Genomic DNA, 26004 nt, shown 5'->3' on the forward strand with positions numbered 1-26004 from the left:
GGTTGCCCACGCGCAGCTGGTGCTTTAAATATGCGACGATTCTTGCGGTGCTTCAGAGCCGCTTGCGGCATGCAACGGACCTGCTGGGACAGCGGGCAAAATGAATGCCACACCACTATCCGGCAGGGCGCGGTTGCGCCGGCGACCAAATGACCCCAGGGGTTGAATGAGCAGGCAGTACAATGGCGGCCCGCGCGCTCGACGGAGTTGCGTAACGTTGCATCTCTACGTCAGGCGGCTAGTTCAGCCCCTTTAGGCTGTCCCGATTATATGTCGCTTTCCGCAATGCGCAAAGAAACTTCCTCCTCGAAAACCCTCTCTAAAGCTCCCCCCGCCGTCCGCATGGTGGAGGTCGACGCCGAGCAGGCCGGCCAGCGCCTGGACAACTTTCTGGCCAGACTGTGCAAGGGCGTCCCCAAAACCCACATATACAAGGCCATCCGCGGCGGCGAGGTGCGGATAAATAAGGGACGTACTTCGGCCGACTACAGGGTCGCCGAAGGCGATGTGGTGCGTATTCCGCCCTTGCGCTTGCCCGATCCCGGCAAGCCCCGTCCGGTGCCCGGCGCAGAGTTCCCGGTGGTGTTCGAGGACGAGGCCCTGCTGGTGGTGGACAAGCCCGCTGGCGTGGCGGTCCATGGCGGCAGCGGCGTGTCCTTTGGCGTGATCGAGCAATTGCGGGCAGCCCGGCCCGGCGCAAAATTCCTGGAGCTGGTCCACCGCCTGGACCGGGAAACCTCTGGCCTTTTGATGGTGGCCAAGAAGCGCAGCGCCTTGCTGGCGCTGCACGCCATGCTGCGCGAAGGAAAAGGGGATAAGCACTACCTGGCCCTGGTCGAGGGCGATTGGGTCAATGACCGCCAGCACATCAAGCTGGGCCTGTCCAAGTGGACCACCCAGTCCGGCGAACGCCGGGTAAAGGTCGATCCAGACGGCCAGTCGGCGCACACCATCGTCACACTCAAGCAGCGGCTGGGTGGCTATAGTCTGGTCGACGCTGAATTGCGCACCGGCCGTACCCACCAGATCCGGGTGCATCTGGCCGCCAGCGGCTTTCCCATCGTCGGTGATGATAAATACGGTCGCGATGAGGTGCGGGCGGAGTTCGCTCGCATGGGCTTTGGCAGGATGTTCCTGCATGCCCATCAATTGACCTTGGCCCACCCGGTGACGGGCGAGCCCCTCACGCTTACCGCCGAGCTGCCCCCCGCCTGCCGGCAAATACTGAAACAACTGGAGTCGGTCTGATTATGTCGTATTCGCTGGTCGTTTTTGACTGGGATGGCACCCTGATGGATTCCACGCACAGCATCGTGGCAGCCATCCAGGGCGCCTGCCGCGACCTGGAACTGGCGGTGCCGTCGGCATCCGACGCCAGCTGGGTGATAGGCCTGTCCCTGGAAAGCGCCTTGCGCCGCGCGGTGCCGGACCTGACGCAGGCGATGCTGCCGCGCTTCCTGGAGCGCTACCGCACGCATTACCTGCTGCGCGACCCGGAGTTGCGCCTGTTCGAGGGTGTGCAGGAACTGCTGGCCGAACTGGCGGGGCAGAACGTGCGCCTGGCGGTGGCGACCGGCAAGAGCCGCGTGGGCCTGACCCGCGCGCTGGCCGCAACTGGCCTGGGGCCGCTGTTCGACGCCACCCGTACCGCTGACGAGACTTTCAGCAAGCCGCATCCCGCCATGCTGCATGAACTGATGCAGGAGTTGGACGTGGATCCGGATCGCGTGGTGATGGTGGGTGACACCTCGCACGATCTGCAGATGGCGATCAATGCCGGCGTGCACGGCCTGGGCGTGACCTATGGCGCGCATACCCTGAAGGAACTTGAGGGTTGCTCGCCCCAAGCTGTGCTCGACAGCGTGCCGAAGGTGCGCGAGTGGCTGTTGCCGCGGGTCTAGCCGCTGTCTGTCGCCCGGGTTTCCCCGGGCGCGGAACGCCTGCCGCCGGCTCGGGTCTATAGGAAATACCCGCAAGCGCCGCCTGCCGCGGAATATCATGGGGCGGCGCGGCGTCCATGGCTTGCGCAGGGCGCGCCCATGATCCTGCGGGCGCTACACCGGAGACCATGATGCTGATACGCAAGCCCGACGATTTTCTTCCGTCCGAGATCACCTCCGAGGCCGTCTGGCGTTCGCGCCGCGAACTGATGTTGCGCGCCGGGGTGGTTGCCGCCGCCGCGGGCCTGCCAGGCTGGGCCACGCGCAGCGCGCATGCCCAGGAGGCCGGCGCGCTGCCGGGCAAGGCCAACGCCGCCCTGAGCGTCATGGACAAGCAGACCTCGCTGGCCGACATCACCTCGTACAACAACTATTACGAGTTCGGCATGGATAAGGATGATCCAGCCGCCAACGCCGGCAAATTGCAGACCCGTCCCTGGAGCGTGAGTGTCGAGGGCGAAGTCGGCAAGCCGCGCACGTTTTCCATAGAGGAACTGCTGAAGCTGGCGCCGATGGAAGATCGCGTCTATCGGCTGCGCTGCGTCGAGGGCTGGTCCATGGTGATCCCCTGGGTGGGGTATTCGCTGTCGGCGCTGCTCAAGCAGACGGAACCCACGGGCAACGCCAAGTACGTGGAATTCGTGACCGCCGTGCAGCGCGAGAACATGCCCGGCGTGCGCTCCGGCGTCCTGGATTGGCCCTACGTGGAGGGCCTGCGTATCGATGAGGCCATGAATCCCCTGGCCATGCTGGTGTTCGGCGTCTACGGCCGCGTGCTGCCGAACCAGAACGGTGCGCCGCTCCGTTTGGCCGTGCCCTGGAAGTACGGTTTCAAGTCGGCCAAGTCCCTGGTGAAGATCCGTCTGGTGGAAAAGCTGCCCGTGTCGTCCTGGATCAAGGCGGCGCCGCAGGAGTATGGCTTCTACGCCAATGTGAACCCGGACGTGCCCCATCCACGCTGGAGCCAGGCCACCGAGCGCCGTATCGGCGAGGACGGCCTGTTCTCGCCCAAGCGCAAGACCTTGATGTTCAACGGTTATGGCGAGCAGGTGGCGGCGCTCTACCAGGGCATGGATCTAAAGGCGAACTATTGAGGCGTTCGTATGCCTGATGGCACTCCGCAGGCGGTTCCCGCTGCGCCGCCACGCAAGACACAGCTTTCTGCCAAGGCGGTAGGGCGTTTCAAGCCGTTCCTGTTCCTGCTTGGGCTGACGCCTTTCGCGCGCTGGATCTGGCTGGGCGTGAACAACGGGCTGACGGCGAATCCCGTCGAGTTCCTGACCCGTTCCTCGGGCACCTGGACCTTGGTCTGCCTGCTCGTGACGCTGGCCATCACGCCGCTGCGCCGGCTGACCGGCCAGCCCGCCCTGGTGCGCTTGCGCCGCATGTGCGGCCTGTTCGCGTTCTTCTATGGGTCCATGCATTTCATGGCCTGGGTCTGGTGGGACCGCGGTTTCGATCCGGCGGGCATGCTGCGGGATATCGGCGAACGTCCCTTCATCATGGTGGGATTCGCGGCGTTCGTGCTGATGGCCGCGCTGGCGGCCACCTCGACGCAATGGGCCATGCGCAAGCTGGGCAAGCGCTGGCAGAGCCTGCATCGCGCCATCTATGCCATCGGGCTGCTGGCGGTGCTGCATTACTGGTGGCACAAGGCAGGCAAGAACGACCTGACTCAACCCGCGCTCTACGCCGCCGTGCTGGCCCTGCTGCTGGGCTGGCGGCTGTTCGCGTGGCTACGCGCGCGGCGCTGAGGCTGGCCGGTTCTACAACATCGCCAGCATGATGGCGGCGGTTTCGGCGTCGGGCTGGCCGTCGTACAGCGCCGGCCGGTAGTGCATCTGGAAGGCGGCCAGTGCGCCGATCGTGGCTGGATCCAGCGCGCCGTCCTGCGGGCAGGCGTAGCCCAACCGCGTCAACTGCTTCTGGAACCACGCCACGTCGGGGGCGCCCTGGATCTGCAGGCGCGCAAGGTGCTCGGCGGCGCCGGTTTCGTCATACCAGCGCCCGATTCCCGACGCGGCCAGGGCTTTCCAGGGGAAAAGGGGGCCAGGGTCGACCTTGCGCTGCGGGGCGATGTCGCTGTGGCCCACGATGTTTTCGGGCGCGATGCCGTGGCGCTGCGCAATATCGCGTACGAGTATGGTCAGCGCGCGCAATTGCCGGTCGTTATAGGGGTGCCAGACGGGCTTGCCGTCCGTGCCCTCCGTCCAGCCTGGATTGACGATTTCTATGCCGATGGACGTGCTGTTCATGGCGATGTTGCCGTACCAGGAGCTGGCGCCGGCGTGCCAGGCGGCGCGGCTCTCGTCCACCAGCCGGTAGACGTGTCCAGCGTCGTTGACCAGATAATGGGAGCTGACCTTGCCCTTGGAGAGCAATTCCATCGAACGGGCGTCGTCGACGCTGGTGTAGTGCAGCACGATGCTGCGTACCCGGCTGGCCTGGCTGACCGCGGTGATCGAAGTGTCCAGGTCCAGGCCGGCGGGGCCGCGCGCGGCGCACCCTGCCAGGATGGCCGCGGCAAGCGGCGCAAGAATCAGGCGGCGCATGGGTCAGCGCGCCAGGAAGAGGAACAGCGTGGGCAGCTTGTCGAGCTGGGGCGCTGGCTGCTTTTTCCAGTCGGCCACGCTGCGGGTGACGATCCATTCGTCGACGGTCGTGACCGAGCGCGCCACGCACAGCTTGGTGTCGCCTTTCAGGCTGGCCAGCAGCGTGGCGAACATGGCGGCGTTGCGATAGGGGGTTTCGATCAGCAGTTGGGTCTGGTTGTGCTTGGCCGAGTGCTGTTCCCAGGCGCGCAGCTGCTTGGCGCGTTCCGCCGGATCCACAGGCGCGTAGCCATGGAAGGCGAAGCGCTGGCCGTCCAGTCCGCTGGCCATCAGGCCCAGCAGGATGGAGGATGGGCCGACCCAGGGCTTGACGGCGATGCCCAGGCGGTGAGCGGCGTCCGCGACCTTGGCCCCCGGATCCGCGACGGCGGGGCAGCCGGCCTCGGAAACCAGGCCGATTTCCGCGCCCTTGAGCGCAGGCTCCAGCCAGGCCTTGATCTGGGCGGCGTCGACCTTGTCGTTCAGGGTGTGGATGGTGATTTCCTGCAGCGGCCGGACGGTGCCGATCAGCTTGAGGAAGGCGCGGGCGGTCTTGGCGTTTTCGGCGATATAGGTGTCCAGCCGGCCCGCCAGGGTGCGGACCTCGGCGGGTAGCCAGCGCTCGGGCGGGGCTTCGCCCAGGCCGACCGGGATCAGGTGCAGCGCGCCGCTCATGCGGCGGCTCCAGGGGCGTCCAGCGGATCCAGGCCGAACTGCGTCAGCATGCGAGTTAGTGCGATCAGCGGCAGGCCGATGATGGCGGTGGGGTCGTCGCTCTGGATGCTCTCCATAAGCGCGATGCCCAGGCTTTCCGCCTTGGCGCTGCCTGCGGTATCGTAGGGTTCCTCGGCGCGCAGATAGGCCTCGATGGCGCCGTCCGTCAAATGGCGGAAACGGCAGCGCGTGACAATGTCGGCTTTTTCCACCCGTTGGCCGTCGGTGACGGCCAGGGCGCTGTGGAATTCCACGATTTGACCCGACAAGGCCCGCAATTGCGCCAGGGCGCGCGGGAAATCCCCCGGCTTGCCTATGGGCTGTCCGTCCACGGTGGCCACCTGGTCCGAGCCGATCACGATGCTGCCGGGATGCTTGGCTGCGACCGCCATGGCCTTGGCCACGGACAGGCGCAGCGCCAGGGCTTCCGGCGTTTCGCCGGACTGTGGCGTTTCGTCTACATCGGGGGAAATCGCCGTGAAGGGCAGGCGCAGGCGGGACAGCAGTTCTTTGCGGTAACGCGAGCTGGACGCGAGGATCAGGCTAGGCTTTGAAGGCATGCGATATTTGACGTTAATGCGTAAGTCACAGTATTATCTAACGTTTTGCGGGATTTTTGCATGGCTGGGCGTTAAGCCCGCTGCGGCGGGTGGTTAAACCCACTGCATACAGGCGCATGCACAACCCCGCGAATGCAAAGGACTGAACATCAAGCGCATCGATGCATACGCATTTGCCCACATGGGCAAGGAAGCGCAAGGAACCATACCTCTTGTGCGGTTTACGCGCGCGGTTGACGGGCTACCCGAACAACCGCTGGGCGAGGCCGGGCTGGTGACGTGGTCCGTGCGCGGCGAAATGGGTAAATCCGGCCTCTTGCTGGGCCGGCCGCTGCTGCATGTCCATGTTCAGGCGAATCCGGTTCTGGTGTGCCAGCGGTGCAATGAACCGTTTGTGTATCCGATCGACAGCGAAGTCCTCTTGCAGCTGGTCAAGTCCGAAGCCGATCTCGACGACGATGCTTCCTATGGGGAGTCATCCGGCGAGGACGACGAGGACGAAGAAGGAAATGGTTTTGTGTCCAACCTGCCTGAAAAGGTGGTGGGTTCGCATCATTTTGATCTGCTGGCCCAGATCGAAGATGAGCTCATTCTGAGCGTTCCGTATGTGCCCAAGCATGATGTATGCCCGGGCGCGCTGGCCAAGGTCAGCGAAGCTTCTCCCGAGGAGCCCGCTGTCAAGCGTCCGTCGCCGTTTGCGGTGCTGGAACAACTGAAGCACAAAGATTGAGATCAACATCGGGCCGCATCGCGTACAATGCGCCCCGTTTCTAGGAGTCATCATGGCCGTTCAACAAAACAAGAAGTCCCCGTCCAAGCGCGGTATGCACCGCTCGCACGATTTTCTGGTGAACCCGCCGACGGCGATCGAACCCAACACGGGCGAAGCGCATCTGCGTCACCACATCAGCCCCAACGGCTTCTACCGCGGCCGCAAGGTCCTGAAGACCAAGGCCGACGAATAAGGCCCCCGGGCCGAACTCGTACTCGGACCATTTCGGCTGAGCGCTGATACCTGGCACCCGTGATACGCATCGCCATAGACTGTATGGGCGGAGACTTCGGTCTGCCCGTCACGATTCCGGCTGCGATCGAGTTCGCCCGGCAATTTCCGGATACCCGGCTATTGCTGGTCGGGCTTCCCGACGCTATTGAAGCGGCGCTCTCCGAGCACCGTGGGGTAGCGCGCGATCGCATTGAAATCGTGGCGGCTTCCGAAGTCGTCACCATGGACGACCCGGTTGAGGTCGCCCTGCGCCGCAAAAAAGACTCCTCCATGCGCCTGGCCGCCCAGTCCGTCAAGGACGGGCGCGCCGACGCCTGCGTTTCCGCGGGCAATACCGGCGCGTGGATGGCCATTTCACGCTATGTGCTCAAGACGCTGGACGGCATAGACCGCCCCGCGATCGCCACGTCCATTCCGAACCAGACGGGCCGCGCCACCACGGTGCTGGACCTGGGTGCGAATGTGGACTGCACGGCCGAGCACCTGCTCCAATTCGCCATCATGGGCGCCGCGCTGTCGCAGGCGGTGGACCATCGCGAGCGTCCCTCCGTGGGCTTGCTCAATATCGGCGAAGAGGTCATCAAGGGCAACGAAGTCGTCAAGGAAGCCGCTGAGCTTCTTCGAAGCAGCCCGCTCAACTTCTACGGCAACGTGGAAGGCAATGACATATTCAAGGGCACGGTCGACGTCGTCGTCTGCGACGGTTTCGTCGGCAACGTCGTGCTCAAGTCCGTCGAAGGGCTGGCGAAGATGTTGTCCAGCGTCATTCGCGAAGAGTTCAAACGCAATCTGATCACGCTGCTGGCCGGCGCGGTGGCCAAGCCGGTGCTCAACCGCCTGCGCACCCGCGTCGACAACCGCCGCTATAACGGCGCCGCCTTGTTGGGCCTGCGCGGCGTGGTCATCAAGAGCCATGGTTCCGCGGACGTCTACGCCTATGGATTTGCGTTGCAGCGCGCCCGCGAAGCCGTAGTGAGTAAACTGCTGGAGCGCACCGCCGAGACGGTCGCTCAGATTACCAAGCGCGTTCAGTCTGGCGAGGGCCCAACGGCATCGCCGCCGAACGTGGCTGGGGACACCGCTTGATGGATACCGCAATGAAATATTCCGTGATCGCGGGCACCGGCAGCTTCCTGCCGGAACGCGTGGTTTCGAATGACGAACTGGCGGCGGAACTGGCGACGCGCGACATCGCCACTTCCGACGAATGGATCGTCGAGCGCACCGGCATCCGCCAGCGCCACCTGGCCGAACGCGGCGTGACCACCAGCCAGCTTGCCACCGAGGCCTCGCGCCGCGCGCTGGCCGACGCGGGCGTGGACGCGTCCGAGGTCGACCTGATCGTGCTGGCCACGTCGACTCCTGATTTCGTGTTCCCGAGCACCGCCTGCATCGTGCAGGCCAATCTCGGCGCCAAGGGTTCGGCGGCATTTGACGTGCAGGCCGTGTGCAGCGGTTTCGTCTACGCCATGACCACCGCCGACAGCTTCATCCGCGCCGGCCGCGCGCGCTGCGCGCTGGTCATTGGCGCCGAAGTCTTCTCGCGCATCCTGGACTGGAACGACCGCGGCACCTGCGTGCTGTTCGGCGACGGCGCCGGCGCCGTGGTGCTCAAGGCGTCCGACAAGCCCGGCATCCTGGCCGCGCAATTGCACGCCGACGGCAGCCAGGCCAAGATCCTGAACGCCGCGGGCAACGTCGCCTATGGCGACGTGACCGGCGATCCGTTCCTGCGCATGGACGGACAGGCTGTGTTCAAGCAGGCCGTCACGGTGCTGGACCGTTCCGCGCGCGATACCTGCGCCGAAGCGGGCGTCGAGATCGCCGACGTCGATTGGCTGATCCCGCACCAGGCCAACGTGCGCATCCTGAATTTCCTGGCGCGCAAGCTTGCCGTGCCGGTCGAGAAGGTCGTCGTCACCGTCGACAGCCACGCCAACACCTCGGCGGCCAGCGTGCCGCTGGCCCTGGATGCCGCGCGCCGCGACGGCCGCGTCAAGCCGGGCCAGTTGATCCTGATGCAAGGCGTGGGCGGCGGATTCACCTGGGGCTCGGTACTGGCCCGCATGTAAGGGCGCGCTCCGGCGTGGCGTGGCGCATGCGCCGCGGCCGCCGGAACGATGTGCCTGGCATTCCACACAGACACTGAATCAATCCATACGGTCCATCATGAAAATCGCTTTTGTCTTTCCTGGCCAAGGTTCCCAAGCTGTCGGCATGCTGGACGCCTGGTCCGGCGTCGCGGCCGTCACGGACACCGTGGCGCGGGCCAGCCAGGCGCTGGGGCAGGATCTGGGCGCGCTGATCGCGCAGGGTCCCGCAGAACAGCTCAACCTGACCACCAATACCCAGCCCGCCATGCTGACCGCCGGTGTCGCGATGTACGCGGCCTGGTGTGCCGCGGGCGGCCGCAAGCCCGATGTCGTGGCCGGCCACAGCCTGGGCGAGTACGCCGCATTGACGGCCGCAGGCTCGCTCGCGCTCGAAGACGCCGTGCGCCTGGTGCGAGTGCGCGCTGATGCCATGCAGGCTGCCGTACCGGTGGGCACCGGCGCCATGGCCGCCATCCTGGGCTTGGACGACGACGCCGTGCGCGCTGCCTGCGAGGCTGCTGCCCAGGGCGAGGTCGTCGAGGCCGTAAACTTCAACGCGCCTGCGCAGGTCGTGATCGCAGGCCACAAGGCCGCGGTCGAACGCGCCTGCGAACTGGCCAAGGCGGCGGGCGCCAAGCGCGCGCTGTTGCTGCCGGTGTCCGCACCGTTCCATTCCAGCCTGCTCAAGCCCGCCGCCGAAGTGCTGGCCGGCGCGCTGGCTGGCGTGACGGTGTCCGCGCCGCAAGTGCAAGTGATCAACAACGTCGACGTGGCTTCGCCTGTCGAACCCGGGGCAATCCGGGATGCGCTGGTGCGCCAGGCATGGCATCCTGTGCGCTGGGTTGAAACCCTGCGCGCGATGAAGGCGCAGGGCGTCACGCACATCATCGAATGCGGTCCCGGCAAGGTGCTGGCCGGCCTGACCAAGCGCATCGACCCCGAACTCACGGGCATGGCCATTACCGATCCTGCTTCGCTGGAAGCCGCGTTGGCCGCCGTCAACGGAAATTAAGAACATGGACAACACCTCGATCGAACTGCAGGGCAAGATCGCGCTGGTGACCGGCGCCACGCGCGGCATCGGCCGCGCCATTGCCCAGGAACTGGCTGCGCGCGGCGCCACGGTCGTCGGCACCGCCACCTCCGAATCGGGCGCTGCCGCCATTACCGAAGCGCTGGCGCCGTTGGGCGGCCGCGGCGTGGTGCTGGACGTGACCGACGCCGCTGCCTGCGATGCGCTGATCGATGCGCTGGGCAAGGAAGGCGGCGGTCCCCATATCCTCGTCAATAACGCCGGCATCACCCGTGATACGCTGGCAATGCGCATGAAGGACGAGGACTGGTTGGCGGTCATCGACACCAATCTGGCGTCAGTTTTCCGCCTGTCGCGCGCCGTGCTGCGCAATATGATGAAGGCCCGCTGGGGACGCATCATCAACGTCACGTCGGTGGTGGGTTCCAGCGGCAACCCCGGCCAGGCCAACTACGCGGCCGCCAAGGCCGGCGTGGCTGGCATGTCGCGCGCCCTGGCGCGCGAGCTGGGCAGCCGCAACATCACCGTGAACTGCGTCGCGCCCGGTTTCATCGATACCGACATGACGCGCGCGTTGGGCGAAAATCAGACTGCGGCCCTGTTGCAGCAGATTCCGCTCGGCCGCCTGGGTTCGCCCGCCGACATCGCCCACGCAGTGGCGTTTTTGTCCGGACCGCAGGCGGGTTACATTACCGGCACCACCCTGCACGTCAACGGCGGGATGTACATGCAATAAGTCACGAATCGCGCGTAGGCGGCCAGTTCCGCCGCGCCGCCGCCGGACTCGATCGGCGCGGCAACGCGAGATTCAACCGGAAACGCCGCACACCGGTTTCCTGCGCCACTCCCGGCGACAGATCAAGTGCGCGGTGTTATTTTTCTCACGGCCAGGCGTCGCAAAACTCAGCGCTTGGCTATAATTCGCGGGATTTTTCCCATTTGGAGATCTGCATGGAAAGCATCGAACAGCGCGTCAAGAAGATCGTCGCTGAACAACTTGGCGTCAACGAAGCCGAGATCAAGAACGAATCCTCCTTCCTTGACGACCTCGGTGCCGATTCGCTCGACATGGTCGAACTGGTCATGGCGCTCGAAGACGAATTCGAGACCGAGATCCCCGACGAAGAGGCCGAAAAGATCACGACCGTGCAACAAGCGATTGACTACATCAATTCGCACGGCAAGCAGTAAGCTGGGCTTTTACCCTTCTGGTTGCCTCGCGACATCCGTCGCAGCCAACCGGGAAATCGGGGCGGTTTCAGGAATTTGCCGTGCGGTCCGCATGCGGGAAGGGCGTAGTCAAGCCCGACCCGCTTTCGTGTGGACCGCACGTGCAGCGCATCCCGAAAACCGCCTTTCTTTTGTCTGTTTGAGGAGTCATCCGTGAAGCGACGTGTCGTCATCACTGGCCTGGGTATCGTTTCTCCCGTCGGGAACGACTTGACCACCGCTTGGGACAATATCGTCAACGGACGTTCTGGCATCAGCCGCATCACCCGTTTCGATCCCTCGGCCATCACCACGCATATTGCCGGCGAAGTCAAAGACTTCGACATCAGCACCTATATCTCGGCCAAGGAAGCCCGCCAGATGGATACCTTCATCCATTACGGCCTGGCCGCCGGGATGCAGGCATGGCGCGATTGCGGCCTGGAAGTCACCGAAGCCAACGCAGAACGCATCGGCGTGATCGTGGGTTCCGGCATTGGCGGCCTGCCGCGCATCGAGGAAACCCAGGTCGAATACCTGGCCAAGGGTCCGCGCCGCATTTCGCCGTTCTTCGTGCCCGGTTCGCTGATCAACTTGATCTCCGGCCATCTGTCCATTACCTATGGCATGAAGGGTCCGAGCTACGCCGTGGTGTCGGCTTGCACCACCGGTCTGCATTGCATTGGCGATGCCGCGCGCCTGATCGAGTACGGCGATGCCGACGTCATGGTGGCTGGCGGCGCCGAATCGACCGTGTCGCCGCTGGGCATCGGCGGTTTCGCCGCCATGCGCGCCTTGTCGACCCGCAATGACGATCCTGAAACGGCTTCGCGTCCCTGGGACCGCGACCGCGACGGCTTCGTGCTGGGCGAGGGCGCAGGCGTACTGGTGCTGGAAGAGTACGAACACGCCAAAAAACGCGGCGCGCGCATCTACGGTGAGCTCGCGGGCTATGGCATGAGCTCGGACGCGCACCACATCACGGCTCCCGACAAGGACGGCCCGCGCCGCGGCGTGTTGAACGCGCTGCGCAACGGCGGCTTGAACGCGGAAGACATCCAGTACGTCAACGCCCACGGCACCTCGACGCCCCTGGGCGACAAGAACGAGACCGATGCGCTGAAGCTGGCTTTCGGCGACCACGCCAAGAAGCTGGTGGTCAATTCGACCAAGTCCATGACCGGGCACCTGCTCGGCGCGGCCGGCGGCATCGAGGCGGTGTTCACCACCCTGGCGGTCTACAACCAGGTGTCGCCGCCCACGATCAACATCTTCAATCAAGATCCGGAATGCGATCTGGATTACTGCGCCAACGAGGCGCGGCAGATGAAGATCGACGTCGGCCTGTCCAACTCGTTCGGCTTCGGCGGCACCAACGGCTCGATGGCCGTTCGCCGGGTCTGATTTGGACGAGCCGTTCGGGGGGCGCTGGGCGTTGCGCGTGCCTGTCCTGCGGCCAAAAAGCGCCACGGCGCTTTTTGGCCTGGCGCTGGCCGCCGCTGGCGGCAGCGCGCTAATGGCCGCGTCCTGGCACGGCATGGCATGGGCGGCGGGCACGGCGATCGCGCTGCTGCTGGTCCTGGCCGGGCTGTTACACTCGGCACGGAGCAGCCTGTCCCCTGTATCCGCCTTGCGCGCGGCAGCCGGGGCAGGGCGCTGGCAGGTGCGCCTGCCGCAAGGCTGGCAGGACGCGAGGCTGTTGCAAGAACAGCGCGGTCCGAGCTGGCTGACGCTCACTTTGCAGCCCTTGCCCACCGGGAGTACGGCCTTTACCAACAGCACAATTACCCTCACCGTCTGGCAGCGGACCTCGCGACCTGAGTCCTGGCGGCGCCTGTGCCTGCTGGCTGGCGCGGCGCGTCCCGCCCGTCCGGCGGCCCGCCTGCGGGAGGCGTCATGAGCGAGCGCGAAGTCGACGCTGAGCTTGTCGCGCGCGTCCAGCGGGGCGACAAGAAGGCTTTCGACCTGTTGGTGCTCAAGTACCAGCGCAAGATTCTCCGCCTCTTGGCCCGCATGATCCGCGACCCCTCGGAGATCGAGGACGTGGCCCAGGAGGCCTTCATCAAGGCCTACCGCGCTTTGCCCCAGTTTCGGGGCGAGAGCGCCTTTTACACTTGGTTGTACCGGATCGCCATCAATACGGCGCGCAACTGGCTGGCCTCGCAGGGCCGGCGCCCCAGCGCGCCCAATGCGATAGAAACGGAAGACGGTGAAACTTTTAACGAAACCGACAACCTAACCGATATAAGCACGCCGGAATCCATGGTCGCCAGCCGCGAAATCGCCGAGACGGTGAACGCGGCTATCGAGGAATTGCCTGAAGAATTGCGCACCGCAATTGTCCTGCGTGAAATCGAAGGTATGAGTTACGAAGACATCGCCCAAAGCATGGATTGCCCTATCGGTACGGTGCGCTCCCGCATTTTTCGTGCGCGTGAAGCCATTGCCGTCAAGTTGCGTCCGTTGCTAGGCACCGATGCCGAGCGTCGCTGGTAAGGAGTGGCAGTCATGCAAACAGCAGCCAAATCCGTTGTGATCGCCGAGGCCTCCTGGGAGGAATCGGTTTCCGCCTGGATGGACGGAGAAGAATCCGACGACATATTTCCCGGTTTGTTGTCCCGCGAGGGGCGCGAGACCTGGGACACCTATCATCTGATCGGTGATTCCCTGCGCAACGCCGATCTGGCGCTGACCCCCAGCGCGGCCTTCCAGGCCCGCCTGGCACGGGCGCTGGACGCGGAATTGCCCATTGTTGCGGCGCCTCGGCGCCGCTCGCCATTGCGGGTCGGCCTGTCCGGCCTGGCCGTGGCAGCGGCGGTCGCGACCGTTGCCTGGGTGGCGCAGCCTTACCTGACCGGCGAACCGGCCACTGAGGTGCGCGTGCTGGCTGATGCCAGCACTACGCCGGCTGCGAGCGCCGAGGATACGGGCCTGCGCGACTATCTGGAGGCGCATCGCCAGATGGCCGGCCCCAGCGCCGTGCGCCAGGTGTCCTTCGACACCGGAGTGGGGCGCTGATGGCGTTGGTGCTTCCCTCGCGTTGGCCGGTGCTGGGTCGGGCCGCCACGCTGCAGGCCCACCGCGCCGGCTGGTTTGCCGCCACGCTCCTGACCGCTTTCCTGGCCGCGCATGAACCCGCGCGCGCGGCCGATGCCGCGCCTGCGGCCGCCGACGACGTGGTCCAGCTGCTGACCCGTATCCAACAAGCCGCCCGCAAGCAGGACTACGCGGGCGTCTTCATGTACCAGCAGGGCGAAACGATCCAGTCCTCGCGCCTGGTGCACGTCATGGACGGCACCGGCGAGCGTGAACGCCTGGAAATCCTCGACGGCCAGCCGCGCGAGTACCTGCGCCACAACGAAGACGTGCAGTGCCTGATCCCCGAGCGCAAGACCGTGCTGCTGGAGCGCCGCCGCGGCGACCGCTTCCCCGGCCTGCTGCTGGGAGAAGCGGCGAATCTGTCCGAGTTCTACAAGATCCGCGCCGAATCCGCGCTGCACCGCGTGGCCGGGCGGGAGTGCCGCCTGATCACGATTGAACCGCTGGACAAGCTGCGCTACGGTTACCGGCTGTGCGCGGATGTCGAAACCAATCTGCTGCTCAAGGCCCAGACGCTGAATGCGGCCCGGGGCGTGGTCGAACAAGTCTCGTTCACCTCGCTGCGGTTGGGCCCGGAAGTCGATCCCCAGTTGCTGACCTCGCGCTGGAGCACGCGCGACTGGAAGGTGCTGGAACCCTCGATGAAGCCCGTGGACCTGGCCGCCCAAGGCTGGCGCATTCCGGCGCCCAAGGGTTTCAAGCCGGTCATGCAGGTGGCGCGTTCGATGGGCAAGGGCGTTACGGTCAACCAGATGGTATTGTCCGATGGACTGGCGGCCATTTCCGTGTTCATCGAGCCCTACGACAGCCAGCGCGGCCACCGTCCTCCCCACGGCGCCGCGCAACGCGGGGCGATCACCGTCTATGGCACGCGCATCGCTGATTTCTGGCTGACCGCCGTGGGCGAAGTGCCCGTCGCGACGCTGGAACAGCTGGCGCAAGCCACTGAATATGTGCCCGCCGCGCCTGCGGCAGCAACGCCCCCAGCTGAGCCCAAGTGATCGGCCAGCTGCGGCAAGCAGCAATTTCGGAGTAACACTTATGAAAGCAATGACAGTGTCGAATGCATTTTTCCGGCGCTTTCTGGTGGCGGCCGCGGCCAGCGTCATGATGGCCGGCGCCTACGTGCCTGCTGCTGTCGCTCAGGCGTCGGCGGCGACGCTGCCTGATTTCACGAGCATTGTCGAAAAGGCCGACCCCGCGGTCGTCAACATCCGCACCACGGCCACGGTGCCGGTGCGCGGCATGGGGCCTGGCGGCGGCAATGATCCCTACGAACTGTTCCGCTGGTTCTTCGGCCCCGAATTCCAGCCTCCCGGCGGCGGCCAACCCGGCCCGTCGCAACGCCAGCGTCCGCAGCCTTCCCAGCCCGAAGAGCGCACCGTGCCGCGCGGCGTGGGTTCCGGCTTCTTCATTTCGGACGACGGCTACATCCTGACCAACAACCACGTGGTGGTGGACGCGACGGACATCTACGTCACGCTGACCGACGGCCGCGAGTTCAAGGCCAAGGTCATCGGCACGGATGAACGCACCGACGTCGCGCTGATCAAGATCGAAGCCAAGGACATGACGCCGCTGGTCATCGGCGATCCCAAGAAGCTCAAGAAGGGGCAGTGGGTGCTGGCCATCGGTTCGCCGTTTGGCCTGGATTCCACCGTGACCTCCGGCATCGTCAGCGCCATCGGCCGCGATACCGGCGAATACCTGCCCTTCATCCAGACTGACGTGGCGGTCAACCCGGGCAACTCGGGCGGTCCGCTGATCAATCTGCAGGGCGAGGTGGTGGGCATCAACTCCCAGATCATTTCGCGCAGCGGCGGCTTCATGGGCATTTCGCTGGCCATCCCGATCGACGAAGCCATGCGCGTCGTGGACCAGCTGCGGGCTACCGGCAAGGTCACGCGCGGCCGCGTCGGCGTGCAGATCGGCGAAGTGGGCAAGGACGTGGCCGAAGCCATCGGTCTGCCCAAGGCCGAGGGCGCGCTGGTCAGCAGCGTGGAAGCCGAAGGTCCCGCCGAGCAGGCTGGCGTGCAGCCGGGCGACGTGATCCTCAAGTTCAACGGCGAACCCATCAAGCGCTGGTCCGATCTGCCGCGCATCGTGGGTGAAACCAAGCCCGGCACGCGCGCCGACATGGAAGTGTGGCGCAAGGGCAAGAACCTGACCCTGTCGGTCAAGGTCGGCGAAATCCCGACCGAAAAGGCCGCCAACGCCAGCAAGAAGGGCGCGGCGCCGGTGCCGGAAGTCACCAATGCGCTGGGCCTGGGCGTGGTCGACGTGCCGGCCGACGTGCAGAAGAAGCTGCGCATCAAGGGCGGCGTCCAGGTCAAGGTGGCCGAAGGCGCTGCCGGCAAGGCCGGCCTGCAGGAAGGCGACATCGTGTTGGCCCTGAACGACACCGACGTCACGGGCGCCAAGCAGTTCGGCGAACTCGTGGCCAAGCTGGACAAGGGCCGCGCGGCCGGCCTGCTGGTGCGCCGCGGCGACCAGACGCAGTGGGTGGCGGTGCCGGCATCGAAGTAATGCCGGGCCCGTCCCCCGAGTTCGCAGAAAAAAGGCTCAAGACCGGCTAAAATGGCTGGTTGCCGCAAGAGGGGGCGCATGGCGCCCCCTTGTTTTGCCCGGGCCAGGCCCGTTGGCACCCTCCTCGTCAGCCGTGCGTATTCCGGCGGCGGTGTCTTCCGGCCCCGTGCCGAGTGTTCCGTCCCTTATAACTTCAAGCATGCAGCATATTCGCAACTTCTCCATCATTGCCCACATCGATCACGGCAAATCGACCCTGGCCGATCGCCTGATCCAGCGCTGCGGCGGATTGGCGGATCGCGAGATGTCGGCGCAGGTCCTCGATTCCATGGAAATCGAGCGCGAACGCGGCATCACCATCAAGGCCCAGACCGCGGCCCTGCACTACAAGGCGCAGGACGGCAAGGTCTACAACCTGAACCTGATCGACACCCCGGGACACGTGGACTTCTCGTATGAAGTCAGCCGTTCCCTGTCGGCGTGCGAAGGCGCGCTGCTGGTGGTGGATGCCTCGCAGGGCGTCGAAGCGCAGACCGTGGCCAATTGCTACACCGCCATCGAACTGGGCGTGGAAGTGCTGCCCGTGCTGAACAAGATGGACCTGCCGCAGGCCGATCCCGATGGCGCGCGCCAGGAAGTCGAGGACGTGATCGGCATCGACGCGTCGCAGGCGGTGCTGGCCAGCGCCAAGACCGGCATGGGCATCGACGAGATCCTGGAAATGGTCGTCGCCCGCGTGCCGCCCCCCAAGGGCGATCCGGACGCGCCGCTGCAGGCGCTCATCATCGATTCGTGGTTCGACAACTACGTGGGCGTGGTGATGCTGGTGCGCATCATCAACGGCGTGCTCAAGCCCAAGGACAAGATCCTGCTGATGGCCTCGGGCGCGACCCACCTGTGCGAACAGACTGGCGTGTTCACGCCGAAGTCGCAGCAGCGTCCGCACCTGTCGGCGGGCGAGGTCGGTTTCATCATCGCCGGCATCAAGCAGCTGGAAGACGCCAAGGTGGGCGATACCGTCACCCTGGCCAACAAGCCTGCCGCCACGCCGCTGCCCGGTTTCAAGGAAGTGAAGCCGCAGGTGTTCGCGGGCCTGTATCCGGTGGAAAGCTCCGAGTACGACCAACTGCGCGATTCGCTCGACAAGCTCAAGCTGAATGACGCCGCCCTGATGTTCGAGCCGGAAGTGTCGCAGGCCTTGGGCTTCGGCTTCCGTTGCGGCTTCCTGGGCCTCTTGCACATGGAAATCGTGCAGGAACGCCTGGAGCGCGAATTCGACATGGACATCATCACCACCGCGCCGTCGGTGGTGTATGAGGTCGAGCAGCGCGACGGTTCGGTGATCACGGTGGAAAGCCCGTCGCGCATGCCTGAAGTGGGCAAGATCGCAGACATCCGCGAACCCATCGTGAAGGTCACGCTGTTCATGCCGCAGGACTACGTGGGTCCTGTGATGACGCTGTGCAATAACAAGCGCGGCTCGCAAGTCAACATGAGCTACCACGGTCGCCAGGTGCACCTGGTGTACGAGATCCCGCTGGCCGAGATCGTGCTGGACTTCTTCGACAAGCTGAAGTCGGTGTCGCGCGGCTATGCCTCGATGGACTACGAGTTCCTGGAGTACCGCTCGGCCGACGTGGTGCGGGTGGACCTGCTGATCAACAACGACCGCGTCGATGCGCTGGCCGTGATCGTCCACCGCAGCAACGCGCGCCATCGCGCCCGCGACGTGGTCACGCGCATGCGTGGCCTGATTCCGCGCCAGATGTTCGACGTGGTCATCCAGGCCGCCATCGGCGCTGAAATCATCGCGCGCGAAAACGTCAAGGCGTTGCGCAAGAACGTGCTGGCCAAGTGCTACGGCGGCGACATCTCGCGCAAGAAGAAGCTGCTGGAAAAGCAGAAGGCCGGCAAGAAGCGCATGAAGCAGGTGGGCAGCGTGGAAATTCCGCAGGAGGCGTTCCTCGCCATCCTGCAAGTGGAAGACAAATAGAACCCGAAAAGGCGGTTAGCTGATGAGTTGGAACTTTGCCCTGATTCTTTTTGTTTTGCTGGTGTTGACCGGCATTATCTGGGTGCTTGATCTGGCAGTGCTGCGCAAGGGCCGCGAACGCCGGGCCCAGGCGGCAATGGCGCAATACGATACGGCCCTGGTCGGCGACGCCCAGGAAGCCGAGCGCCTGCGCCGCGAAGCCGGCGACGCCGCGCGCCGCATGCCGTGGTGGATCGAATACGCCGTCAGCTTCTTCCCGGTGATCCTGTTCGTGTTCATGCTGCGCTCGTTCGTGGTCGAGCCGTTCCGCATCCCGTCGGGTTCCATGCTGCCGACCCTGCAGTCGGGCGACTTGATCCTGGTGAACAAGTTCAGCTACGGCCTGCGCCTGCCGGTCATCGACAAGAAGGTCATCGAGGTAGGCAAGCCCCAGCGCGGCGACGTGTTCGTGTTCCGCTACCCCGTGGATCCGGACGTCGACTACATCAAGCGTGTGGTTGGCCTGCCGGGCGACGAGATCGCCTACCTGGACAAAAAGCTCTACATCAATGGCGAATTGGTGCCGCATATACGCGACGGCGACTACTTCGAACCGGATCGTGTCTCGTATATTGCACAATATAAAGAGAAGTTGGGCGAAGTTGAGCACAAAATCCTGCTGGATGAGGGAAAGCCGCAGGAGTACAACGCGATGTGGCAATTTCCCAACCGCCAGAACTGCCAATACAGCCGTAATGGGGTACGCTGCAAAGTACCCGAGGGGCAGTTCTTCGCCATGGGCGATAATCGGGATAACAGCGCCGACAGCCGATACTGGGGCTTCGTTCCGGAATCCAATATCGTCGGGCGCGCGTTCTTCATCTGGATGAATTTCAGCGATCTCAGCCGCATCGGCCGCTTCAACTGATTATGTCGCTAGCCACGCTAGAAAACCGCCTGGATCACCACTTCAGTGATCCGGCATTGCTCGAACAGGCGCTGACGCATCGCAGCCACGGCGCGCGCCACAACGAGCGCCTGGAATTCCTGGGGGATTCCGTGCTGAACTTCGTCGTTGCGGCGATGCTGTTCGAGCGCTATTCCAAAATCGACGAAGGCGATCTGTCGCGCCTGCGCGCCAATCTGGTCAAGCAGGCCTCGCTGGCGGACATCGCCCAGCGGCTGGAGCTGTCGCAGTACCTGCGCCTGGGCGAAGGCGAATTGAAGAGCGGCGGTTTCCGCCGTCCTTCCATTCTGGCGGACACGGTCGAGGCCCTGTTCGGCGCCGTGTTCCTGGACGCGGGCTTCGACGCCGCGCGCCGCGTGATCGTGCGCCAGTACCAACCGGTGCTGGCCTCCGTCGATCCCAAGACCCTGGGCAAGGACGCCAAGACCTTGCTGCAGGAATTCCTGCAGGGCCGCAAGCTGGCGCTGCCGCTGTACACGGTGGTGGCCACGCATGGCGCGGCCCACAGCCAGCAATTCGAAGTCGAGTGCGCCATTCCGGCGCTCGAGATCAAGGTGATGGCGCCCGGCGCCAGCCGCCGCGCCGCCGAGCAATCGGCGGCCAAGCTGGCGCTGGAGGCCGCATTGGCCGTCAGCCCGGCGACCAAGGCTGCCCGCAAGTCGGGCAAGGCGCGCAAAACCGCGCAATTGTCGCTGCCGGTGGCAGTGGCTCAAGAGACTAAATGAGCGATACCCCTTTTCGTACCGGCTTCGTCGCCATCGTGGGCCGCCCCAATGTGGGCAAGTCCACCCTGACGAATGCCCTGATCGGTTCCAAGATTTCCATCGTGTCGCGCAAGGCGCAGACCACGCGCCACCGCATCCACGGTGTGCTGACGCGCGAGCACGAGCAGTTCGTGTTCGTCGACACCCCCGGTTTCCAGACCCGCCACGGCGGCGCCATGAACCGCATGATGAACCGCGTGGTCACGCAGGCCCTGGCCGATGTGGACGTGGTGGTGCATGTGGTGGAAGCCGGCAAATGGTCCGAAGGCGACGCCAAGCTGCTGCCGCTGCTGCCCGCGCCCGAACGCACCATCCTGGTCGTGTCCAAGATCGACGCATTGAAGAACCGCGACGACCTGTTCGCCTTCGTGTCCAAGATCATGGCGCTGCATCCCTACGGTGCGGTGGTGCCGGTCAGCGCCACCAAGAAGCAGCAGCTGGATCAGTTGTTGGAAGAGATCGCGTCGCGTCTGCCGGAAGGCGAGGCGATGTTCGAGGAAGACACGCTGACCGACCGCCCCATGCGCTTCATCGCCGCCGAACTGGTGCGCGAGAAGATCTTCCGCCTGGTCGGCGACGAGCTGCCCTACGGCTGTACCGTCGTCATCGAACAATGGGAAGAGACCGCCAAGGGCGCCAGCATCAACGCCTGCGTGGTGGTCGAACGCGACAGCCACAAGCCCATTCTGTTGGGCACGGGCGGCATGCACATGAAGCGCATCGCCACGGAGGCGCGGCAGGACATCGCCAAGCTGCTGGACAAGCCGGTGCACCTGGAGGTCTACATCAAGGTGCGCAAGGGCTGGTCCGACCGCGAGGGTGCGCTCCGCGATCTGGGCTATGAGTAGAAGGGCGCCTCGCGTCCAGGATCGCCCCGGATATATGTTGCACGCCACCGCGTGGCGTGAGACTTCCCTTATCGTTCAGACTTTCTCGCGCGATCATGGCTGTGTGGCCATGGTCGCCAAGGGCGCCAAGCGCCCGTACTCCGTGCTGCGTCCGGTGCTGTCCGCGTTCCAGCCGCTGCTGCTGTCGTGGACCGGCAACGGCGAGGTCAAGACCCTGACCCGCGCCGAGATCGCCGGCATCCGGCCGCTGACCGGCACCGCGCTGATGTCGGCCTGGTACCTGAACGAGCTGCTGCTGCGGCTGCTGCCGCGCGAAGACGCCCATCCGCTGCTCTACGACGCCTACGACTTCGCCTTGCAACAGCTGTCCGGCGGCACCCGCGCGGCAGGCGCGCTGCGCCGCTTCGAATGGACTTTGCTGCGCGAAACCGGCTATGGCGTGGACGAAGCGCCGCCCGATTTCGACGACCCAGCGATCGAGCCGGCGCTACGTCGCGACCTGCGCGAACGGCTGGCCGAAATCCTGGCGGGCCGGCCCTTGTCGACCCGCCGCGTGTTGATGGACCTGCAGCGCATCTGAGCGCATCGCGACCCGGCCATGACCTTCACGCTCAAGCAGGTCGAGACCTTCCGCACCGTCTATGAAACGGAAAGCGTCACCGCCGCCGCCAGGCGGCTGGACGTGTCGCCCGCCACCGTCAGCGCGACCCTGGCGGCGCTCGAAGCCAGCATCGAGCTGCGCCTGTTCGAGCGCGTGCGCCAGCGCATGCAGCGCACGCCTGAAGCGACCTTGCTCTATGAAGAAATCCGCCGCTTGAACGTCGGCCTGGAAAGCCTGGGCCGCAAGATCCGCGCGATCCGCGGCGCGGCGCAGCCACGGTTGCGCGTCGGCTGCATCCATGCCTACAGCGGCGCGATCATCAGCGACACGATTGCGCGCTTCCGGACCCGCTATCCGGACACCGGGCTGTATCTGCAGATCCGCGACTCCAACACCTTGCGCGACATGGTGGTGTCGGGCGAACTCGATCTGGCGGCAGTCGCCGACGAGTCCGAGCTGGAAGGCTTGCGCGGGCACCGGCTGGCCAGCCTGCGCGCCGTGGCGGTCTTTCCCAAGGGCCATCCACTGGCGAGGCTGGAACAGGTGGAGTTTTCGCATCTGGCTGATGCGGACGTGATCGCCCTGAATGCCGAGGACGGCTCGCGCAAACGCCTGGACGCGCTGCTGGCGCAGGCGGGGCAGAGCCTGAAGGTGGCCATCGAGACGCCATACTCCAGCACGGTGTGCCAATTGGCGCTGGCAGGGCACGGCGTGGGCATCGCCAATCCGGCCACGGCGGTCGGCATGGCGGCGGCTGGCCTGAGCTATCGCCCGCTGGCCGCGCCGGTGCATTTCGAATGCCACATGATTCTGCACGGCAGCCGCCCCTTGTCCGAAGCCGGCAAGTTCTGGGCGACCTGCCTGCGCGGCGCGTTGGCGCCGCTGGTGGACAGCTTCGGCGTCTAGCGTCCTGTGCCGGGACGCTAGCCGCGGCGTCCGTCCGAGGTCACGATCAGCACGACCGAAGATTCCGCGTCCAGCAGGCCCGAGCGCCGCAGCCGCGACACGGCAGCCAGCGCCGCGGCCGACGATAGCTCGGTCGCCAGACCCATGCGTTCCAGCCGCTGCTGCGCTTGCGCGGCCGCCGCGTCTGAGACTTCCACGGGCGTGCCGCCGGATCGCGACAGAGCTTCCAGCGACTGCAGCGTGCTGGTGCTGCCCGCGATCGAATACTGGTCCGTCACGCCGTCCCATTGCTTGCGCGCGTCGCCTGTCGCGCGGGCGCGCGACAGGCGGGCGTACGGTTCCACTGCATGCAGCCGGGGCAGGCGGGCGATGCGTCCGCTTTGCAGCAGATGCTGCCAGCCCAGGAAGATGCCCCACAGCAGGTCGCCGCGCGCGGTAGGGACGACGATGTCGCTGGGTACGCCGCAGGCTTCCAGGATTTCCAGCGCGATGGGCTTGTAGCCTTCCACGCCGTAGGGGTGGGTGCCGACGGGCGGATTCAGATAGTTGGTGCCGGCGAAGGCGCCGTGATTGCGGCACAGGTCCTCGACATGGGGCCAGCGGCTCAGGCTGTCCTCGAAGGCGGTCAGCCGGGCGCCGAAGCGCTGCATGGCCTCACGCTGCAAGGGCGGGCAGTTGGTGGTGATGGCGATGTCGGCCTCCAGCCGCGCGGCGGCGCAATAGGCGGCCAGCGAGACCCCGGCATTGCCGCTGGACGCGGCCGCCACGCGGGTGGCGTCCGCCAGGCGCGCGCGCGACACCAGTTGGGCCGCCATGCGGTCCTTGTGGCTGCCGGTGGGATTGGCGCTTTCGCATTTCAGCCAGAGCTGGCCTACGCCCTCGGTCTGCGCCAGCGCGGGCATGGCTAGGCAGGGTGTGGCGCCTTCGCCCAGCGTGACGGCGTCCAGCACCGGCAGGGGCATGGCGTCGTCCGTGGATGGTTCGTAGAGGCATTCCAGGCCGGCGGGGTGGCCGGCTTCCAGGCAGCTGGGGCAGCCTTCGGGGTAATCGGCGGGCGGCCACAGGCTGGCGCAACGGATGCAGCGCAGGCCGGACAAGCTAGGGTTCATCTGCATGTGTCAGTATTTCGAAGCGAGGGAATCGAGGGGCAGGGCGGGCGCGACCTGCAGCAGGCAATCGCCGTCGTCGCTGCGGGCGATGGCGCGCAGGCAGACCACGGTGCCGGCCTGCGGACTGGTCAGGGCTCGCGGCGGCAGGTCGGGGCGGGCGGGTTCGATCAGTTGGCCGATGCGCTGGCGCGCGCCGACCATTTGCCCCAGTCCGATGGCAGGCACGAACACGCCGGCTTCGCTGGCGCGCACGGTGGCGGCGGGAGCGTCCAGGTCGTAGAGGCGGACTTCGGGGTTTAACGCCGGGGGCCGGTCTGGCAGGAGGCCCAGTTCGCCCAGGCAGCCCAGCAGGCCGTCGCGGCAGCGGTCGACCAGCGCCTGGCTGGTTTCGCGCCCGCCGCCGATCTCGGCGCTCAGGCGCAACACTCCATGGCGGCTGGCGGCGGCCGGCATCGAGCCGGACTCGGTGCCGCGGAAGAACATGCAATCGGGCAGCCCGAAGGCGCGCGCCAGGGCGGGCAGGCGTTCATCATAGGCATCGTTGCCGTAACGCGTGATCACCGAGGACGGCAGGTAGCGCAGCGACGCGCCGCCGCTGTGCACGTCCACCAGCGCCTGTATGCGGGGCAAGAGCCGGGCCTCCAGCGCGGCCGCCACGCTTTCGGTGTAGCCGCGCGCGGGGGCGCCCAGGAAGGCGCGATTCAGATTGCCGTCGTCCGAGGGCGACAGGCGCGTGCCGGCCAGCGAGGCTTCGGCGTTGGCCGCGGGCAGCAGATAGACCGTGCCGCGCCGCAGGATGCCGGGCAGCAGGCGCCATAGTTCCAGGATGGCGGCCTGGCCTTCCCATTCGTCGCCATGCACGCCCGCCATCAAGGCGACGGCGGGGCCTGGCCCCGCCTCGATCCGCAGCATCGGAATGGTGACGCGCCGGTAGGCCGAGGCGTTGGTCGCGGCGGCGCAGGAGAAGTCCTCGCGGCTTACCGTGGCCATGCGGTGGCTCCTGCGGATGTCGAGATCCGGCTCAGTCCAGCGTGGTGCCGGCGGCCTTGATGATGCCTTCCCATTTGGGCAGCTCCTTGCGTATCTGGTTTTGTACGTCCTGCGGCGTGCCGCCTAGCGGTTCCTGGGAGCGGCTGCGCAGTTCCTTGCTGACGTTGTCCGAGCGCAGCGCCGCGTTCATCGCCGCGTTCAGCCGCGCGATGACCTCGGGTGGCGTGCCGGCGGGTGCGACCAGCGCGCTCCAGGCCGACTGCTCGTAGTCGGGATAGCCTTGTTCCGCCACCGTGGGCACGTCCGGATTGGAGGCGGCGCGGGTCCGGGTGGTGACCGCCAGCGCGCGCAGGCGGCCGTCCTTCAGGTTGCCGATCAGCGGCGGCAGGTTTTCCATCATGGAATCGACGTGGCCGCCCAGCAGGTCGGACAGCTGCGCGGCCGTCGCCTTGTACGGGATCTGGCGCACGGCGGCGCCGGTCTGGGCGATGAAGAGCTTGACGCCGACCTCGCTGGTGGTGCCCGGGTCGGCCGAGGTCATCGTCAGGCGTTGCGGCTGGGCGCGGCTGGCTTCGATGAATCCCTTCAGATCGCGATAGGGCGAGGACGCATTCACCACGATGACGTTGGGCGTTTCGGCGACCAGGCCGATGGCGGCGATGTCGCGGTCCAGGTCATAGAGCTGTTGCTTGAACAGGAAACGATGCAGCACCAGGGTGCCGACGTGGGCATAGCCGATGGTGTAGCCGTCGGCCGCCGCGCGCGCCAGGGCCTGGGTGCCGATGCGGCCGCCCGCGCCGACGCGGTTTTCCACCACCACGGGCTGGCCCAATTGGCGGCTCATTTCCTGGCCCACCAGGCGTGCGGTGATATCAGCGTTGCCGCCGGCCGCGGCCGGCACGATCAGCGTGATGGCGCGCTCCGGATAGGCAGCCTGCGCGGCGGGCGCGGCCAGGCTGAGCAACAGGGCGGCAAGACAGGCGGTGCGTTTCATGACGTTTCCCCAGGCATTGAGAGCTGCGCCATTGTGCGGTCGGGGCTTGGGGAATACGTTTGGTTAAATGAGATGGATGTTC

29 protein-coding genes are annotated in these 26004 nt (G+C 65.8%); 23 read left to right on the top strand and 6 right to left on the bottom strand.

Annotated features, from left to right (window positions below):
- The first annotated feature begins 285 nt into the window (after positions 1-285).
- The 4 genes from AXYL_RS07625 to msrQ all read left to right on the top strand — a co-directional run bounded on the left by AXYL_RS07625 (position 286) and on the right by msrQ (position 3694).
- A complete protein-coding gene (locus AXYL_RS07625) occupies positions 286-1248 on the top strand; it encodes an RluA family pseudouridine synthase (protein ID WP_193353241.1) in 963 nt (320 codons plus the stop codon).
- 2 nt (positions 1249-1250) lie between these two features.
- Positions 1251-1901, top strand: coding sequence for an HAD family hydrolase (locus AXYL_RS07630; RefSeq protein WP_013392216.1), 651 nt, complete (start codon positions 1251-1253; stop codon positions 1899-1901).
- A gap of 170 nt (positions 1902-2071) precedes the next feature.
- Positions 2072-3034, top strand: coding sequence for a protein-methionine-sulfoxide reductase catalytic subunit MsrP (msrP, locus tag AXYL_RS07635; RefSeq protein WP_013392217.1), 963 nt, complete (start codon positions 2072-2074; stop codon positions 3032-3034).
- Positions 3035-3043: 9 nt separating this feature from the next.
- Positions 3044-3694, top strand: a complete 651-nt coding sequence (msrQ, locus tag AXYL_RS07640) for a protein-methionine-sulfoxide reductase heme-binding subunit MsrQ (RefSeq protein ID WP_013392218.1) — start codon at positions 3044-3046, stop codon at positions 3692-3694.
- A gap of 12 nt (positions 3695-3706) precedes the next feature.
- On the opposite strand, the gene AXYL_RS07645 is transcribed toward msrQ, so the two are convergent.
- Genes AXYL_RS07645 through AXYL_RS07655 form a run of 3 tightly spaced genes read right to left on the bottom strand, consistent with a single transcriptional unit; the run spans position 3707 to position 5805 of the window.
- Positions 3707-4492 carry an N-acetylmuramoyl-L-alanine amidase gene (locus tag AXYL_RS07645; protein ID WP_013392219.1) on the bottom strand — a complete coding sequence of 262 codons (786 nt, stop codon included), beginning with the start codon at positions 4490-4492 and terminating at the stop codon, positions 3707-3709.
- A 3-nt stretch (positions 4493-4495) separates the two neighbouring features.
- Complete coding sequence (locus AXYL_RS07650; protein ID WP_013392220.1) at positions 4496-5206, bottom strand: SAM-dependent methyltransferase; 711 nt, start codon at positions 5204-5206, stop codon at positions 4496-4498.
- Entirely contained in the window at positions 5203-5805 is a 603-nt protein-coding gene (locus AXYL_RS07655; RefSeq protein ID WP_013392221.1) for a Maf-like protein, read from the bottom strand. The genes AXYL_RS07650 and AXYL_RS07655 overlap by 4 nt, the downstream gene beginning before the upstream one ends.
- A 181-nt stretch (positions 5806-5986) precedes the next feature.
- On the opposite strand from AXYL_RS07655, the gene AXYL_RS07660 reads away from it, so the two are divergent.
- The 19 genes from AXYL_RS07660 to AXYL_RS07750 all read left to right on the top strand — a co-directional run bounded on the left by AXYL_RS07660 (position 5987) and on the right by AXYL_RS07750 (position 22829).
- Positions 5987-6535, top strand: coding sequence for a YceD family protein (locus tag AXYL_RS07660; protein WP_013392222.1), 549 nt, complete (start codon positions 5987-5989; stop codon positions 6533-6535).
- A gap of 52 nt (positions 6536-6587) precedes the next feature.
- A complete protein-coding gene (rpmF, locus tag AXYL_RS07665; RefSeq protein ID WP_013392223.1) occupies positions 6588-6770 on the top strand; it encodes a 50S ribosomal protein L32 in 183 nt (60 codons plus the stop codon).
- Positions 6771-6829: 59 nt separating this feature from the next.
- Positions 6830-7897, top strand: a complete 1068-nt coding sequence (plsX, locus tag AXYL_RS07670; protein ID WP_013392224.1) for a phosphate acyltransferase PlsX — start codon at positions 6830-6832, stop codon at positions 7895-7897.
- Complete coding sequence (locus tag AXYL_RS07675; RefSeq protein ID WP_013392225.1) at positions 7897-8883, top strand: beta-ketoacyl-ACP synthase III; 987 nt, start codon at positions 7897-7899, stop codon at positions 8881-8883. The genes plsX and AXYL_RS07675 overlap by 1 nt, the downstream gene beginning before the upstream one ends.
- Before the next feature lie 97 nt (positions 8884-8980).
- Positions 8981-9916: an ACP S-malonyltransferase gene (gene fabD, locus AXYL_RS07680; protein ID WP_013392226.1), complete on the top strand. Its 936-nt coding sequence runs from the start codon at positions 8981-8983 to the stop codon at positions 9914-9916.
- A 4-nt stretch (positions 9917-9920) separates the two neighbouring features.
- Entirely contained in the window at positions 9921-10673 is a 753-nt protein-coding gene (fabG, locus tag AXYL_RS07685) for a 3-oxoacyl-ACP reductase FabG (protein ID WP_013392227.1), read from the top strand.
- A 215-nt stretch (positions 10674-10888) separates the two neighbouring features.
- Positions 10889-11128: an acyl carrier protein gene (acpP, locus tag AXYL_RS07690; protein ID WP_003813816.1), complete on the top strand. Its 240-nt coding sequence runs from the start codon at positions 10889-10891 to the stop codon at positions 11126-11128.
- Positions 11129-11320: 192 nt separating this feature from the next.
- Positions 11321-12550 (top strand): beta-ketoacyl-ACP synthase II, encoded by a 1230-nt coding sequence (gene fabF, locus AXYL_RS07695; RefSeq protein ID WP_013392228.1) that lies wholly within the window; start codon positions 11321-11323, stop codon positions 12548-12550.
- Position 12551: 1 nt separating this feature from the next.
- Positions 12552-13046: a hypothetical protein gene (locus tag AXYL_RS07700; RefSeq protein ID WP_041652722.1), complete on the top strand. Its 495-nt coding sequence runs from the start codon at positions 12552-12554 to the stop codon at positions 13044-13046.
- Positions 13043-13642 carry an RNA polymerase sigma factor RpoE gene (gene rpoE, locus AXYL_RS07705; RefSeq protein ID WP_013392230.1) on the top strand — a complete coding sequence of 200 codons (600 nt, stop codon included), beginning with the start codon at positions 13043-13045 and terminating at the stop codon, positions 13640-13642. The genes AXYL_RS07700 and rpoE overlap by 4 nt, the downstream gene beginning before the upstream one ends.
- A 12-nt stretch (positions 13643-13654) precedes the next feature.
- Entirely contained in the window at positions 13655-14164 is a 510-nt protein-coding gene (locus tag AXYL_RS07710; protein WP_013392231.1) for a sigma-E factor negative regulatory protein, read from the top strand.
- Positions 14164-15246: a MucB/RseB C-terminal domain-containing protein gene (locus AXYL_RS07715; RefSeq protein WP_013392232.1), complete on the top strand. Its 1083-nt coding sequence runs from the start codon at positions 14164-14166 to the stop codon at positions 15244-15246. Before AXYL_RS07710 ends, AXYL_RS07715 begins: the two co-directional genes overlap by 1 nt.
- Positions 15247-15286: 40 nt before the next feature.
- Positions 15287-16771 carry a DegQ family serine endoprotease gene (locus AXYL_RS07720; RefSeq protein WP_013392233.1) on the top strand — a complete coding sequence of 495 codons (1485 nt, stop codon included), beginning with the start codon at positions 15287-15289 and terminating at the stop codon, positions 16769-16771.
- A 199-nt stretch (positions 16772-16970) separates the two neighbouring features.
- The gene (gene lepA / locus AXYL_RS07725) at positions 16971-18764 is read left to right on the top strand and encodes a translation elongation factor 4 (RefSeq protein ID WP_013392234.1); all 1794 of its coding nucleotides are present in this window, start codon (positions 16971-16973) and stop codon (positions 18762-18764) included.
- Between the two features lie 22 nt (positions 18765-18786).
- Positions 18787-19671 (top strand): signal peptidase I, encoded by an 885-nt coding sequence (gene lepB / locus AXYL_RS07730; protein ID WP_013392235.1) that lies wholly within the window; start codon positions 18787-18789, stop codon positions 19669-19671.
- Positions 19672-19673: 2 nt separating this feature from the next.
- A complete protein-coding gene (gene rnc, locus AXYL_RS07735) occupies positions 19674-20435 on the top strand; it encodes a ribonuclease III (protein ID WP_013392236.1) in 762 nt (253 codons plus the stop codon).
- A complete protein-coding gene (gene era, locus AXYL_RS07740) occupies positions 20432-21322 on the top strand; it encodes a GTPase Era (RefSeq protein ID WP_013392237.1) in 891 nt (296 codons plus the stop codon). The genes rnc and era overlap by 4 nt, the downstream gene beginning before the upstream one ends.
- On the top strand, positions 21315-21902 hold the full coding sequence (gene recO / locus AXYL_RS07745) for a DNA repair protein RecO (protein WP_013392238.1): 588 nt from the start codon (positions 21315-21317) through the stop codon (positions 21900-21902). Before era ends, recO begins: the two co-directional genes overlap by 8 nt.
- Positions 21903-21920: 18 nt before the next feature.
- Positions 21921-22829, top strand: coding sequence for a LysR family transcriptional regulator (locus AXYL_RS07750; RefSeq protein WP_013392239.1), 909 nt, complete (start codon positions 21921-21923; stop codon positions 22827-22829).
- A 17-nt stretch (positions 22830-22846) separates the two neighbouring features.
- Here the strand turns inward: AXYL_RS07750 and AXYL_RS07755 are convergent, their stop codons facing one another.
- Genes AXYL_RS07755 through AXYL_RS07765 form a run of 3 tightly spaced genes read right to left on the bottom strand, consistent with a single transcriptional unit; the run spans position 22847 to position 25922 of the window.
- Positions 22847-23944: a pyridoxal-phosphate dependent enzyme gene (locus AXYL_RS07755; RefSeq protein ID WP_013392240.1), complete on the bottom strand. Its 1098-nt coding sequence runs from the start codon at positions 23942-23944 to the stop codon at positions 22847-22849.
- Positions 23945-23947: 3 nt separating this feature from the next.
- On the bottom strand, positions 23948-24928 hold the full coding sequence (locus AXYL_RS07760) for a succinylglutamate desuccinylase/aspartoacylase family protein (protein ID WP_013392241.1): 981 nt from the start codon (positions 24926-24928) through the stop codon (positions 23948-23950).
- Between the two features lie 31 nt (positions 24929-24959).
- Positions 24960-25922, bottom strand: coding sequence for a Bug family tripartite tricarboxylate transporter substrate binding protein (locus AXYL_RS07765; protein WP_013392242.1), 963 nt, complete (start codon positions 25920-25922; stop codon positions 24960-24962).
- Between the last annotated feature and the right edge of the window lie 82 nt (positions 25923-26004).

This window comes from Achromobacter xylosoxidans A8, assembly GCF_000165835.1.
GTDB lineage: Bacteria > Pseudomonadota > Gammaproteobacteria > Burkholderiales > Burkholderiaceae_B > Achromobacter > Achromobacter xylosoxidans_B.

Coding starts and splice junctions, on each gene's coding strand:
- AXYL_RS07625 (WP_193353241.1), top strand. CDS start 286: ATGCGCAAAGAAACTTCCTCCTCGAAAACCCTCTCTAAAGCTCCCCCC.
- AXYL_RS07630 (WP_013392216.1), top strand. CDS start 1,251: ATGTCGTATTCGCTGGTCGTTTTTGACTGGGATGGCACCCTGATGGAT.
- msrP (WP_013392217.1), top strand. CDS start 2,072: ATGCTGATACGCAAGCCCGACGATTTTCTTCCGTCCGAGATCACCTCC.
- msrQ (WP_013392218.1), top strand. CDS start 3,044: ATGCCTGATGGCACTCCGCAGGCGGTTCCCGCTGCGCCGCCACGCAAG.
- AXYL_RS07645 (WP_013392219.1), bottom strand. CDS start 4,492: ATGCGCCGCCTGATTCTTGCGCCGCTTGCCGCGGCCATCCTGGCAGGG.
- AXYL_RS07650 (WP_013392220.1), bottom strand. CDS start 5,206: ATGAGCGGCGCGCTGCACCTGATCCCGGTCGGCCTGGGCGAAGCCCCG.
- AXYL_RS07655 (WP_013392221.1), bottom strand. CDS start 5,805: ATGCCTTCAAAGCCTAGCCTGATCCTCGCGTCCAGCTCGCGTTACCGC.
- AXYL_RS07660 (WP_013392222.1), top strand. CDS start 5,987: ATGGGCAAGGAAGCGCAAGGAACCATACCTCTTGTGCGGTTTACGCGC.
- rpmF (WP_013392223.1), top strand. CDS start 6,588: ATGGCCGTTCAACAAAACAAGAAGTCCCCGTCCAAGCGCGGTATGCAC.
- AXYL_RS07675 (WP_013392225.1), top strand. CDS start 7,897: ATGGATACCGCAATGAAATATTCCGTGATCGCGGGCACCGGCAGCTTC.
- fabD (WP_013392226.1), top strand. CDS start 8,981: ATGAAAATCGCTTTTGTCTTTCCTGGCCAAGGTTCCCAAGCTGTCGGC.
- fabG (WP_013392227.1), top strand. CDS start 9,921: ATGGACAACACCTCGATCGAACTGCAGGGCAAGATCGCGCTGGTGACC.
- acpP (WP_003813816.1), top strand. CDS start 10,889: ATGGAAAGCATCGAACAGCGCGTCAAGAAGATCGTCGCTGAACAACTT.
- rpoE (WP_013392230.1), top strand. CDS start 13,043: ATGAGCGAGCGCGAAGTCGACGCTGAGCTTGTCGCGCGCGTCCAGCGG.
- AXYL_RS07710 (WP_013392231.1), top strand. CDS start 13,655: ATGCAAACAGCAGCCAAATCCGTTGTGATCGCCGAGGCCTCCTGGGAG.
- AXYL_RS07715 (WP_013392232.1), top strand. CDS start 14,164: ATGGCGTTGGTGCTTCCCTCGCGTTGGCCGGTGCTGGGTCGGGCCGCC.
- AXYL_RS07720 (WP_013392233.1), top strand. CDS start 15,287: ATGAAAGCAATGACAGTGTCGAATGCATTTTTCCGGCGCTTTCTGGTG.
- lepA (WP_013392234.1), top strand. CDS start 16,971: ATGCAGCATATTCGCAACTTCTCCATCATTGCCCACATCGATCACGGC.
- lepB (WP_013392235.1), top strand. CDS start 18,787: ATGAGTTGGAACTTTGCCCTGATTCTTTTTGTTTTGCTGGTGTTGACC.
- rnc (WP_013392236.1), top strand. CDS start 19,674: ATGTCGCTAGCCACGCTAGAAAACCGCCTGGATCACCACTTCAGTGAT.
- era (WP_013392237.1), top strand. CDS start 20,432: ATGAGCGATACCCCTTTTCGTACCGGCTTCGTCGCCATCGTGGGCCGC.
- recO (WP_013392238.1), top strand. CDS start 21,315: ATGAGTAGAAGGGCGCCTCGCGTCCAGGATCGCCCCGGATATATGTTG.
- AXYL_RS07750 (WP_013392239.1), top strand. CDS start 21,921: ATGACCTTCACGCTCAAGCAGGTCGAGACCTTCCGCACCGTCTATGAA.
- AXYL_RS07755 (WP_013392240.1), bottom strand. CDS start 23,944: ATGCAGATGAACCCTAGCTTGTCCGGCCTGCGCTGCATCCGTTGCGCC.
- AXYL_RS07760 (WP_013392241.1), bottom strand. CDS start 24,928: ATGGCCACGGTAAGCCGCGAGGACTTCTCCTGCGCCGCCGCGACCAAC.
- AXYL_RS07765 (WP_013392242.1), bottom strand. CDS start 25,922: ATGAAACGCACCGCCTGTCTTGCCGCCCTGTTGCTCAGCCTGGCCGCG.